The following is a 12,715-nucleotide window of genomic DNA, read 5'->3' as shown; positions in this document are numbered from 1 at the left end:
GATGCCCCAAGCCGCCCAGATGTCTCCTGTCCCTGACGCTTCGGGGCAACCGTCGTCCGTAGAGCAGGCAAGCCGGCTTGGCCTTGAGCAGGCGTTCGCACTCTTCAGCCAGATGTCGAGCCAGTTGACCGACTCCTACAGCATGCTCGAAGCCCGGGTCACCGAGCTCAAGGGTGAGCTGGCGGTCGTCAGTGCTCAACGCATGCAGGAACTGGCGGAAAAAGAACGCCTGGCCAACCGTCTGCAAAACCTCCTCGATCTGTTGCCCGGCGGCGTCATCGTTATCGACGCCCAGGGCATCGTGCGTGAAGCCAACCCCGCCGCCTGTGAATTGCTCGGCCTGCCCCTCGAAGGCGAGTTGTGGCGCCAAGTGATCGCGCGTTGCTTTGCACCGCGTGAAGACGACGGTCACGAAATCTCCCTCAAGGACGGTCGGCGTCTCTCCATCGCCACTCGTTCGCTGGATGCCGAGCCCGGTCAGTTGGTGTTGCTCAATGACCTGACTGAAACCCGTCACCTGCAAGATCAACTGGCCCGGCACGAACGCCTGTCGTCCCTCGGGCGGATGGTGGCATCGCTGGCTCATCAGATCCGTACGCCGTTATCCGCTGCGTTGCTCTACGCCAGTCATTTGACTGAGCAGGAGTTGCCAGTCGCCACTCAGCAACGATTTGCCGGACGTTTGAAAGAGCGTCTGCATGAGCTGGAACATCAGGTTCGCGACATGCTGGTGTTCGCGCGCGGCGAGTTGCCGCTGACCGATCGCGTCACGCCGAAAGTGTTGATGCAATCGCTGCAAGCGGCGGCGTTGACCCACGTACAAGACCTGCCGATCCGCTGGCAGTGCGACAGTCATTCGGGCGAGTTGTTGTGCAATCGCGACACGCTGGTCGGGGCAATCCTGAACCTGATCGAGAACGCCATCCAGGCCAGTGCCGGCGAGGTGCGCCTGAAGGTCCACCTCTACACCCGAGGCAACAACCTGCGCCTGTGCGTCAGTGACAGCGGCAGCGGCATCGAGACCAAGGTGCTGGCGCGTTTGGGTGAACCATTCTTTACCACTAAAACCACGGGAACCGGCCTTGGCCTGACCGTCGTCAAAGCCGTGGCGCGTGCCCATCAGGGAGAATTGCAGCTGCGCTCGCGGCTGGGGCGCGGCACTTGCGCGCAGGTGATCCTGCCGCTGTTTTCTGATGAGAAACGCAGCGCTCGGGGAGCAGAGTGAAGGTCATGGGGATCAAGGTTCTACTGGTCGAGGACGACCGCGCGCTACGCGAGGCGTTGACTGACACGCTGTTGCTGGCCGGGCACAATTACAAAGCCGTCGGTTCGGCGGAAGAGGCGCTGGAAGCGGTCGCAAGCGAGGCCTTTAACCTGGTGCTCAGCGACGTCAATATGCCGGGCATGGACGGCCATCAGTTGCTCGGACTGTTGCGCGCTCGTCAGCCGCAATTGCCTGTATTGCTGATGACTGCTCACGGTGCCGTCGAGCGCGCGGTCGATGCGATGCGCCAGGGCGCGGCGGATTATCTAGTCAAGCCGTTCGAGCCCAAGGCGTTGCTCGATCTGGTGGCGCGGCATGCGCTAGGCAGTATCGGCGTTGCCGAAAGCGAAGGGCCGGTGGCGTTCGAACCGGCCAGCGCGCAACTGCTGGAATTGGCCGCGAGGGTCGCGCGCAGTGATTCAACGGTGTTGATCTCCGGTGAGTCCGGGACCGGCAAAGAAGTGTTGGCGCGGTACATTCATCAACATTCCCATCGCGCCAGTCAGCCGTTCATTGCGATCAACTGCGCCGCCATTCCCGACAACATGCTGGAAGCCACGCTGTTCGGTCATGAAAAGGGCTCGTTTACCGGCGCCATCGCGGCGCAGGCCGGCAAGTTCGAACAGGCTGACGGCGGGACCATTCTGCTCGACGAAATTTCTGAAATGCCCCTCGGTCTCCAGGCCAAGTTACTGCGTGTGCTGCAAGAGCGCGAAGTGGAGCGCGTGGGCGCGCGCAAGCCGATCACGCTGGATATTCGCGTCGTCGCGACCACCAACCGTGACCTGGCCGGGGAAGTGGCGGCGGGGCGTTTCCGTGAAGACCTTTACTACCGTCTCTCGGTGTTTCCACTGGCCTGGCGTCCGTTGCGCGAGCGCACCGCCGACATCCTGCCGCTGGCCGAGCGCCTGCTGGCCAAACACGTCAATAAAATGAAGCACGCCGCGGCGAGGCTCTCGCCCGAGGCTCAGGCCTGCCTGATCGGTTATCCATGGCCGGGCAACGTGCGCGAGCTGGATAACGCCATTCAGCGGGCGTTGATTCTGCAGCAGGGCGGGTTGATCCAGCCGCAGGATTTCTGCCTGGCCGGGCCGGTCGCCTGTGCGCCGTTGCCGGCATTGGCAGCAGCGCCCGTGCGGGCTGTAGAGGTTGAATCCGAGACCGTCGGTGCGCTGGGCGATGACCTGCGTCGCCGTGAGTTCCAGATGATCATCGACACGCTGCGCGCCGAGCGCGGCCGTCGCAAGGAAGCTGCCGAACGCTTGGGCATCAGCCCGCGTACGCTGCGCTACAAGCTGGCGCAAATGCGTGATGCCGGGATGGACGTCGAAGCCTACCTGTTCGCCACCTGATTTCATTTTGTAGGAGCGAGCTTGCTCGCGATGGTCTTGAGGGCGCCGCGCTTAACCAGAAGACCCGCGTCATCGTTGACGACCATCGCGAGCAAGCTCGCTCCTGCAGAGATTGGAATGAGAGCTCGGGACGGGCTTTTGTTTAGATAGGCCACGGAGCTGGCACCCTTGTTGCTAACACCTCACTACCCGCCGAGTGAGTGTCAAAAAATTGCGGGTCGCCAACGAGAGTAGACCATGAGCCAAGGTATTGAATTTAATCGGTTGATGCTGGACATGCGTTCCATGCAAATGGATGCCATGTCTGCGCCGAAATCGACTGCCGCAGTCCCTGAACTGGGTGGCAGCAGCTTTTCCGACATGCTCGGTCAGGCGGTCAATAAAGTGAACGACACCCAGCAGGCGTCGAATCAATTGGCCAGTGCCTTCGAGATTGGCAAAAGCGGCGTCGACCTGACGGACGTGATGATTTCTTCGCAGAAGGCCAGCGTGTCCTTTCAGGCGTTGACCCAAGTGCGCAACAAGCTGGTTCAGGCATACCAAGACATCATGCAGATGCCGGTTTAAGGACGAATTGAGTCATGGCAGAAGCAATCGCCGATAACGTTCCGGCCAAGGCCACCCCGATTGACGGTAAACCGCCGCTCTTCGGGTTGTCCTTCCTGGAAAACCTCTCAGAGATGACCATGCTGCGTCAGGTGGGCCTGTTGGTCGGCCTGGCTGCGAGCGTGGCGATTGGCTTTGCCGTGGTGTTGTGGTCCCAGCAGCCGGACTACCGCCCTCTGTACGGCAGCCTTGCCGGCATGGACGCCAAACAGGTCATGGATACCCTGGCCGCTGCCGATATCCCTTATACCGTTGAACCCAATTCCGGTGCCTTGCTGGTCAAGGCCGATGACTTGTCCCGTGCGCGGCTCAAACTCGCGGGCGCTGGTGTCACTCCCAGCGACGGCAACATCGGTTTTGAAATCCTCGACAAGGACCAGGGCCTGGGGACCAGCCAGTTCATGGAAGCGACCCGTTATCGTCGCGGCCTCGAAGGTGAACTGGCCCGCACCATTTCCAGCCTGAACAACGTCAAGGGTGCCCGCGTGCACCTGGCGATTCCGAAAAGCTCGGTATTCGTGCGCGACGAGCGCAAGCCAAGCGCTTCGGTTCTGGTGGAACTGTACTCCGGTCGTTCGCTGGAACCAGGCCAGGTACTGGCGATCATCAACCTGGTCGCCACCAGTGTTCCCGAGCTGAGCAAATCGCAGATCACCGTCGTCGACCAGAAGGGCACGCTGCTGTCGGATCAGGCGGAAAATTCCGAACTGACCATGGCCGGCAAGCAATTCGATTACAGCCGCCGCATGGAAAGCATGCTCACCCAGCGTGTGCACAACATCCTGCAACCGGTACTGGGCAACGACCGCTATAAAGCCGAAGTTTCGGCTGATGTGGATTTCAGCGCTGTCGAGTCGACCTCCGAGCAGTTCAACCCGGATCAACCGGCGTTGCGCAGCGAGCAGTCGGTCAATGAGCAGCGCACCGCCAGCAACGGTCCGCAAGGCGTGCCGGGTGCCCTGAGCAACCAGCCGCCAGCGCCGGCTTCCGCACCGCAAACCACCGGCGGCGCTACCGCGTCGGCTGGCATGGTGCAGCCAGGCCAGCCACTGATTGATGCCAATGGCCAGCAAATCATGGACCCGGCCACCGGGCAGCCGATGCTGGCGCCATACCCGGCCGACAAGCGTCAACAATCCACCAAGAACTTCGAGCTGGATCGCTCCATCAGCCACACCAAACAACAACAGGGCCGTTTGAATCGCCTGTCGGTGTCGGTGGTGGTCGATGATCAGGTCAAGATCAACGCTGCCAACGGTGAAACCACCCGCGCACCGTGGAGCGCCGACGAATTGGCGCGCTTCACGCGCTTGGTGCAAGACGCCGTCGGCTTCGACGCCAGCCGTGGCGACAGCGTCAGCGTAATCAACATGCCGTTCTCCGCCGAGCGCGGTGAAGTGATTGCCGATATTCCGTTCTACTCCCAGCCGTGGTTCTGGGACATCGTCAAGCAAGTGCTGGGTGTGTTGTTCATCCTGGTGCTGGTCTTCGGTGTGCTGCGTCCGGTGCTCAACAACATCACCGGTGGCGGCAAAGGCAAACAGCTGGCTGGCATCGGCAGCGACGTGGAACTCGGTGGCATGGGCGGCCTGGACGGCGAACTGGCCAACGACCGCGTCAGCCTCGGCGGCCCGCAGAGCATTCTGCTGCCGAGCCCGAGCGAAGGCTATGACGCACAGTTGAACGCAATCAAGAGTCTGGTGGCAGAAGATCCGGGTCGCGTGGCCCAGGTCGTGAAAGAGTGGATTAACGCAGATGAGTGATAACCGAGCCGTTGCCGCCAAACTGACCAAGGTCGACAAAGCCGCGATTCTGCTGCTGTCCCTCGGTTCGACCGATGCTGCCCAAGTGCTGCGTCACATGGGGCCCAAAGAGGTCCAGCGTGTGGGTGTCGCGATGGCCCAGATGGGCAACGTGCACCGCGAGCAGGTCGAGCAGGTCATGAGCGAGTTCGTCGACATCGTCGGCGACCAGACCAGCCTGGGCGTCGGCTCCGACGACTACGTGCGCAAAATGCTCACCCAGGCACTGGGCGAAGACAAGGCCAACGGCCTGATCGACCGCATCCTGCTGGGCGGCAACACCAGTGGCCTCGACAGCCTGAAGTGGATGGAACCGCGCGCCGTCGCCGACGTGATCCGCTACGAGCACCCGCAGATCCAGGCGATCGTCGTGGCGTACCTCGACCCCGATCAAGCCGGCGAAGTGTTGGGCAACTTCGACCACAAGGTGCGTCTGGACATCATTCTGCGAGTCTCCTCGCTGAACACCGTGCAGCCGGCAGCCTTGAAAGAACTCAACCAGATTCTCGAGAAGCAGTTCTCCGGCAACTCGAACGCTTCGCGCACGACCCTGGGTGGCATCAAGCGCGCAGCCGACATCATGAACTTCCTCGACAGTTCGATCGAAGGTCAGTTGATGGATTCGATCCGCGAAGTCGACGAAGACCTGTCCGGTCAGATCGAAGACCTTATGTTCGTGTTCAACAACCTGTCCGATGTCGACGACCGTGGCATTCAGGCCCTGTTGCGCGAAGTGTCCTCCGACGTGCTGGTGCTGGCCCTCAAGGGTTCGGACGAAGGCGTCAAGGAAAAGATCTTCAAGAACATGTCCAAACGAGCCGCCGAACTGTTGCGCGACGACCTCGAGGCCAAGGGCCCGGTGCGCGTCAGCGACGTGGAAACCGCGCAGAAAGAAATCCTCACCATTGCCCGCCGTATGGCCGAAGCCGGAGAAATCGTTCTCGGCGGGAAGGGCGGCGAAGAGATGATCTAAGGTCACTATGTCGTCCAAACATGATGAGTCCAAGACCGACCTGATTCGTGCCAAGGACGTCGGTGGTTTCGACGTTTGGTCGCTGCCCAGTTTCGACCCTTTTGTCCCGGAGCCCGAGCCAGAACCTGAGCCCGAGCCTCCGGAAATGGAAGAAGTGCCGCTGGAAGAAGTCCAGCCACTGACCCTGGAAGAACTGGAAAGCATTCGCCAGGAAGCCTACAACGAAGGCTTCGCTACCGGCGAAAGAGAAGGGTTCCACAGCACCACGCTCAAGGTCCGTCAGGAAGCCGAAGTGGCGCTGGCGGCCAAGATTGCCAGTCTGGAGCAACTGATGGGGCACCTGTTCGAACCCATCGCCGAGCAGGACACCCTGATTGAAAAGTCGTTGGTCGACCTGGTGCAGCACATCACCAAGCAGGTGATTCAGCGCGAACTGGCCATCGACTCGACGCAGATCGAACACGTCATGCGCGAGGCCCTCAAGCTCTTGCCGCTGGGCGTTGGCAATGTGCGGCTGTACATCAATCCCCAGGATTTCGAACAGGTCAAAGCCCTGCGCGAACGTCATGAGGAAACCTGGCGCATCGTCGAGGACGAGGCTCTGTTGCCTGGCGGTTGCCGGGTCGAGACCGAACACAGTCGGATCGACGCCACCGTCGAAACTCGCGTCGCTCGGGTAATGGATAAGCTGTTCGATCAGTTGCATGAACAAGCGCTGCACCCCGCCGAGCCGGACATGAGCCTTGAACTGGCGATGGCAACCAAGCCTGCAGTCACAACGCCAGAACCTGAGCCGGACGCCCCTGATGCGCCTTGATCGCACCAGCTTCTCCAAGCGCCTCGGCAGCTATGCCGAGGCCACGGAGCTGGCCGGCGCACCGATCCTCGAAGGTCGTTTGCTGCGCATGGTCGGTCTCACGCTTGAAGCCGAAGGCCTGCGCGCGGCCATGGGCAGTCGCTGCATGGTCATTAACGACGACAGCTATCACCCGGTGCAGGTCGAAGCCGAAGTCATGGGCTTCTCCGGCAGCAAAGTCTTCCTGATGCCGGTCGGCAGCGTCGCCGGCATCGCTCCAGGTGCGCGCGTAGTGCCGATGGCTGATACCGGTCGCCTGCCGATGGGCATGAGCATGCTCGGTCGCGTGCTTGATGGCGCCGGTCGTGCCCTGGACGGCAAGGGCGGGATGAAGGCTGAAGACTGGGTGCCGATGGACGGCCCGACCATCAATCCGCTCAAGCGCGAACCGATCAGCGAGCCGCTGGACGTGGGCATTCGCTCCATCAACGGTTTGTTGACGGTCGGTCGCGGGCAGCGGCTTGGGTTGTTCGCGGGTACAGGCGTCGGCAAGAGTGTGCTGCTGGGCATGATGACCCGCTTCACCGAGGCCGATATCATCGTCGTCGGGCTGATCGGTGAGCGGGGTCGTGAAGTTAAAGAATTCATCGAGCACATCCTCGGTGAAGAAGGGCTCAAGCGTTCGGTGGTGGTCGCGTCCCCCGCCGACGACGCGCCGCTGATGCGTCTGCGCGCCGCCATGTACTGCACCCGGATCGCCGAGTATTTCCGCGACAAGGGCAAGAACGTCCTGTTGCTCATGGACTCCCTGACCCGTTTTGCCCAGGCCCAGCGGGAAATTGCCCTGGCCATCGGCGAACCGCCCGCGACCAAGGGCTATCCGCCTTCCGTGTTCGCCAAATTGCCGAAACTGGTGGAGCGCGCCGGTAACGCCGAGAAGGGCGGCGGCTCGATCACGGCGTTCTACACCGTATTGTCCGAAGGCGACGACCAGCAGGATCCGATTGCCGATGCGGCGCGGGGCGTGCTCGACGGGCATATCGTGCTGTCCCGGCGACTGGCGGAAGAAGGCCATTACCCGGCCATCGACATCGAAGCGTCCATCAGCCGGGTCATGCCGTCGGTGGTGACGAAGGAGCACATGGCTCGCGCCCAGTATTTCAAGCAGTTGTGGTCGCGCTATCAACAGAGTCGAGACCTGATCAGCGTCGGTGCCTACGTCGCCGGCGGTGACCGGGAAACCGATCTGGCGATCTCCCTGCAACCGCAACTGGTCAAATACCTGCGCCAGGGCCTGAACGACAGCATCAGCCTGGGCGAGAGCGAAGCCTATCTGGGCTCGATCTTCGCACCTGCGGCAGGCGGCTAATCGACCATGGCCCAGAGTCGGGCAGGGCGTTTGGCGCCGGTGGTGCAAATGGCCGAAAAGACCGAGAAAACCGCCGCCCAACGGTTGGGCCACTTTCAAGGCCAGGTTCGCCTGGCTGAAAGCAAACTCGCCGACCTTGAAGCGTTTCGCCTCGATTATCAGGAACAGTGGATCGTGCGCGGCAGCAGCGGCGTGTCGGGGCAATGGTTGCTGGGTTACCAGGGGTTTCTCGCGCAACTGGGCACCGCCATCGACCAGCAGCGACAAAGCCTGGCCTGGCATCAGAACAATCTGAACAAGGCGCGGGAATCCTGGCAGCAGGCGTTCGCCCGGGTCGAAGGTTTGCGCAAGCTGGTGCAACGCTATGCGGATGAGGCACGGCAACTGGAAGACAAGCGTGAGCAGAAACTGCTGGACGAGTTGTCCCAGCGGCTGCCGCGGCATGACCCATATTAAAAGATCGCAGCCTTCGGCAGCTCCTACATGTGAATGCATTTCCCTGTAGGAGCTGCCGCAGGCTGCGATCTTTTGATCTTGCTCCGGCCTTCACCAAATGCTAAACCTTGTACAAGCACGTTCCTCAAAGACAAGGAAGCCGTTCAATGTCAGTCGTTACAGAAATCTCCCAGGATGGGCAAAAGCTGACGATCTCGATCAAGGGACGATTCGACTTCGCCAAGCATCAGGAATTTCGTGAGGCTTACGAAAACCTTCAGCCCAAACCCGAATCCTTCGAGGTGAACCTGAAGGACGCCACTTACCTCGACAGTTCAGCGCTCGGCATGCTGTTGCTGCTGCGTGATCATGCTGGCGGCGAGAATGCCGAGATCACCTTGAGCCACGCCAACGCCGATGTGCGCAAGATTCTCGCCATCTCCAATTTCGAACAGATATTCGACGTCGCGTGAGCGCCGTGCTTCCCGCGTTCGAGTCGCTGACGATACTGATCGCTGAAGACAGCGCGGCTGATCGCCTGTTGTTGTCGAGCATCGTCCGGCGCCAGGGGCATGAAGTGCTGACGGCCGCCAACGGTGCCGAGGCGGTCGACGTGTTCCGTCAGCAACGTCCGCAATTGGTGTTGATGGACGCGATGATGCCGGTCATGGACGGTTTCGAGGCGGCGCAGCAGATCAAGGCGCTGGCCGGGGAAACCTTGGTGCCGATCATCTTCCTGACCTCGCTGAGTGAGAACGAGGCGCTGGCCCGGTGTCTGGAGGTCGGGGGCGACGATTTTTTGGCAAAGCCTTACAACCAGGTGATTCTCGGCGCCAAGATCAAGGCCATGGACCGTTTGCGACGGTTGCAGGCCACCGTTCTGCAGCAGCGAGACCAGATCGCCAGGCACCATGATTACCTGCTCAACGAGCAACGCGTGGCCAAGGCCGTGTTTGACAAGGTGGCCCACTCTGGCTGCCTGAACGCCCCCAACATCCGCTACCTGCAATCGCCCTATGCATTATTCAACGGTGATTTGCTGCTGGCTGCGTTCACGCCGTCCGGTGATATGCATGTGTTGCTCGGCGATTTCACCGGCCATGGTTTGCCGGCAGCGGTCGGCGCCATGCCCCTGGCCGAAGTGTTCTACGGGATGACGGCTAAAGGTTACGGCTTGTCGGAAACCTTGCGCGAGATGAACGCCAAGCTCAAGCGCATCTTGCCCGTGGACATGTTCTGTTGTGCGACGCTGTTGTCCCTGAGTTTTCAGCGGCGCTCGGTGGAAGTCTGGAACGGCGGGATGCCGGACGGTTACCTGCACAATGTTGTCAGTGGTACGCGCACACCGCTGAAAGCGCGGCATCTGCCGCTCGGCGTATTGAGCGCGCAAACGTTTGATGATCGCACTGAAGTGTTTCCGATGGCCGTGGGCGATCGGGTCTTCCTGTTATCCGACGGGGTGATCGATACCTGCGATGCCAACGAACAGTTGTTTGGCGTAGAGCGATTGCAGCAGGTGTTTGCCGCCAATCGTCAGCCCGACGAGCTGTTCGAGGAGATTGAACAGGCGCTGCGGGATTTTCGTGGCGAGGCCCGCGACGATGTCAGCATGGTCGAGGTCCGCTTGCTGGCAGCTGAGCAGCTATCACCGCCGGCGCTGGTCTATTCCGACAGCGGCCAGTCCTGCCCGCTGGACTGGTCAGCGAGCTTCGAGTTTCGCGCCGCCACGCTCAAGCGCTTCAATCCGCTGCCGTATCTTCTGCAATTGCTGCTTGAGGTGCATGGTCTGCGGGCGCAAAGCGGAGCGTTATACAGCGTTCTGGCCGAGCTCTATTCCAATGCGCTGGAACACGGCGTACTGGGCCTGGACTCGAGCCTCAAGCGCGATGCCCTGGGTTTTACCCGCTATTATCAACAGCGCAATGCGCGCCTGGAGGCGTTGCAGGAAGGTTTTGTGCGCGTGCATTTGCAGGTGACGCCAAAAGGCGAGGGCGGTTGCCTGACGGTGCGCGTCGAAGACAGTGGCCAGGGGTTCGATGTGCAGAAGGTGATGGCGCGTCCCCTCGATGGTGTCCGTTTGTCGGGGCGTGGGGTCAGCCTGATCCGCCAACTGGGCCGCAACGCCAGTTGGTCCGACGATGGTCGAAGTGCCCGCGTGGAGTTTTTCTGGGAGGCTCTGGCATAATTCACGCATTCTTGATCAAGGAGTGAGCAAGTGGCTGACACACATCTGGACCGAAACGTGCTGAGCGCGTTGCAGGAAGTCATGGAGGACGAGTATCCGACGTTACTGGATACCTTCCTCGCCGATTCCGAAGAGCGGCTGAAACTGTTGCGCAAGGCTGGCGATACCGCGCTGCTGATGAACACTGCCCATAGTTTCAAGGGCAGCAGCAGTAACATGGGCGCCCTTCGCCTGGCGGAGCTGTGCCATGAACTGGAGCAGCGAGCCAAGCACCAACGCCTGGCGGACATTGAGAAACTGGTCGGAGAAATCGACGGCGAATTTGCCATCGTCCGACCGCTCTATGAGGCGGAGCGCCAGCGCTCTCTCGACGCCAATGCCGCCATCCGGCGCTAATAACGCCTGCGAACAAAAGCTGGCTCGACCTTTGCAGTAATCTCGGTCAACTGTACCTACGATCCCAGTGCAGCGGAGACCGTGTCATGCCCGTTACCCCCAATATCCTTCTACAGGCCGCCGCGCAGGCCAAGACTCAAGCCGCTTCCGCCAATACTCCGGCGGTGGCCGCTGAGCCCGGGGACAAGGCGTCCAGCTTCGCTCAGGTCTATGCCAATCAAGCCCAGAACAAACCTGCTGCCGTAAGTAACGCGCCGGCCAAGCCAGCGCGCGATCAAGCCCCGGATAGCGCCGGCAAAAAAGAGCTGAGCAGCGACAAGCCTGCCGCCGCGGAACCGGCGGTTGCCGATAGCGGCAATTCCTTGCCCGCCGATAAACTGGCGCCGGCCGATGACCAGGCTGCCAGCGACGATACGTCGGAGACACTTGAAGCCCCAGTTACCGATGCCGCGCCTGTTGACCCGGCGCTCGATCCCGCATTGATGCAGGCATTGCAATCAACGGTGACGGCGCCAGTGCCGACTACTCCACCGGTGGAAGCCATCGTGCAAGCTCCGGTCGAGGCGCCAATTGCTGCGGCAACGGCGGCGGCTGTAGCGGCACCGACTGTTACCACCGCGCCCGTCGCCAGCACCGATACCGATTTCGACCCGGAAGCCGATCCCCTTGATGCGCTGCCGGCCGTGCGTATGGCTATGGAGCAGAGCGGGCACGTTTCCGCGTCCAGTCAGTCTCAGCCCAAAGCGGCAGCAACGTCGGCCCAGGCCCAGGCCGATGGCGAACAAACGTCGGCGCAAAACTTTGCCGCCGGCATGGCGAGCATGCTTGATGTGCAAGCCGACAAGGACAGCACTAGCCAGGGTGGCGACAAGGCCTTCAGTGGTTTGATCGATGACGGCCTCAAGGACCTGAAGTCGGCCAGCAGCGATACCCGTGTCGATGACTTCGCCAACCGCCTGGCGGCACTGACTCAGGCTGCCACGCCGAAAACCGCCAATGCATTGCCGGTGAACCAGCCGATCGCCATGCATCAGAGCGGCTGGACCGAAGAAGTGGTGAATCGGGTCATGTACCTGTCCAGCGCCAATCTCAAGGCGGCGGACATTCAATTGCAGCCGGCTGAGTTGGGGCGCCTGGATATTCGGGTCAACATGGTTCCGGATCAGCAGACTCAAGTGACGTTCATGAGTGCGCATCCGAGCGTTCGTGAGGCGCTGGACGGGCAGATGCATCGCTTGCGTGACATGTTTGCGCAGCAGGGGATGGGTCAGGTCGACGTCAATGTTTCCGATCAGTCTCGTGGCTGGCAGGGCCAGGGGCAGGATCAGTCGCAGCAGGGCCAAGGCCAGGGTGGGCGTACCAACGCCAGTGGTGGTCGTCTCGATTCCATGGATGACGAGGTTGCGCCAGCAGTTGCCGAAGTGGCGGTCAGTACGACTAGCGTGATTGGTTCGAGCGCCGTTGATTATTACGCCTGATCACATGCACAAACGCTGGGGGGCATATCCGTTTTTGGGTGATGGCTGATATGGGTTCC

General features: G+C 61.1%; 12 protein-coding genes. All 12 read left to right on the top strand.

Features of this window, described 5'->3' with window-relative positions:
* The first annotated feature begins 19 nt into the window (after nt 1-19).
* The 12 genes from ACA052_RS21185 to ACA052_RS21130 all read left to right on the top strand — a co-directional run bounded on the left by ACA052_RS21185 (nt 20) and on the right by ACA052_RS21130 (nt 12,656).
* Complete coding sequence (locus ACA052_RS21185) at nt 20-1,225, top strand: sensor histidine kinase (RefSeq protein WP_497646637.1); 1,206 nt, start codon at nt 20-22, stop codon at nt 1,223-1,225.
* A 5-nt stretch (nt 1,226-1,230) separates the two neighbouring features.
* A complete protein-coding gene (locus ACA052_RS21180; protein WP_497646636.1) occupies nt 1,231-2,616 on the top strand; it encodes a sigma-54-dependent transcriptional regulator in 1,386 nt (461 codons plus the stop codon).
* A gap of 237 nt (nt 2,617-2,853) precedes the next feature.
* Nucleotides 2,854-3,183 carry a flagellar hook-basal body complex protein FliE gene (gene fliE / locus ACA052_RS21175; protein ID WP_008072611.1) on the top strand — a complete coding sequence of 110 codons (330 nt, stop codon included), beginning with the start codon at nt 2,854-2,856 and terminating at the stop codon, nt 3,181-3,183.
* A 14-nt stretch (nt 3,184-3,197) separates the two neighbouring features.
* Nucleotides 3,198-4,985 (top strand): flagellar basal-body MS-ring/collar protein FliF, encoded by a 1,788-nt coding sequence (gene fliF, locus ACA052_RS21170; RefSeq protein ID WP_497646635.1) that lies wholly within the window; start codon nt 3,198-3,200, stop codon nt 4,983-4,985.
* Nucleotides 4,978-5,997, top strand: coding sequence for a flagellar motor switch protein FliG (gene fliG / locus ACA052_RS21165; protein ID WP_007894195.1), 1,020 nt, complete (start codon nt 4,978-4,980; stop codon nt 5,995-5,997). Before fliF ends, fliG begins: the two co-directional genes overlap by 8 nt.
* Nucleotides 5,998-6,004: 7 nt before the next feature.
* The gene (fliH, locus tag ACA052_RS21160) at nt 6,005-6,814 is read left to right on the top strand and encodes a flagellar assembly protein FliH (protein ID WP_497646634.1); all 810 of its coding nucleotides are present in this window, start codon (nt 6,005-6,007) and stop codon (nt 6,812-6,814) included.
* Nucleotides 6,804-8,162, top strand: a complete 1,359-nt coding sequence (gene fliI, locus ACA052_RS21155; RefSeq protein ID WP_497646633.1) for a flagellar protein export ATPase FliI — start codon at nt 6,804-6,806, stop codon at nt 8,160-8,162. The genes fliH and fliI overlap by 11 nt, the downstream gene beginning before the upstream one ends.
* Nucleotides 8,163-8,168: 6 nt before the next feature.
* The gene (gene fliJ / locus ACA052_RS21150) at nt 8,169-8,618 is read left to right on the top strand and encodes a flagellar export protein FliJ (RefSeq protein WP_497646632.1); all 450 of its coding nucleotides are present in this window, start codon (nt 8,169-8,171) and stop codon (nt 8,616-8,618) included.
* 146 nt (nt 8,619-8,764) lie between these two features.
* Nucleotides 8,765-9,070, top strand: coding sequence for an STAS domain-containing protein (locus ACA052_RS21145; RefSeq protein WP_497646631.1), 306 nt, complete (start codon nt 8,765-8,767; stop codon nt 9,068-9,070).
* Between the two features lie 5 nt (nt 9,071-9,075).
* Nucleotides 9,076-10,782: an ATP-binding SpoIIE family protein phosphatase gene (locus ACA052_RS21140; protein WP_497650374.1), complete on the top strand. Its 1,707-nt coding sequence runs from the start codon at nt 9,076-9,078 to the stop codon at nt 10,780-10,782.
* A gap of 30 nt (nt 10,783-10,812) precedes the next feature.
* A complete protein-coding gene (locus ACA052_RS21135) occupies nt 10,813-11,178 on the top strand; it encodes an Hpt domain-containing protein (protein ID WP_497646630.1) in 366 nt (121 codons plus the stop codon).
* A gap of 86 nt (nt 11,179-11,264) precedes the next feature.
* The gene (locus tag ACA052_RS21130; protein WP_497646629.1) at nt 11,265-12,656 is read left to right on the top strand and encodes a flagellar hook-length control protein FliK; all 1,392 of its coding nucleotides are present in this window, start codon (nt 11,265-11,267) and stop codon (nt 12,654-12,656) included.
* Nucleotides 12,657-12,715 lie beyond the last annotated feature (59 nt).

The organism is Pseudomonas sp. LBUM1644 (assembly GCF_059716195.1).
The sequence above is the reverse complement of the archived record's forward strand: the minus strand, read 5'-3'. Positions and strand labels throughout refer to the sequence as shown.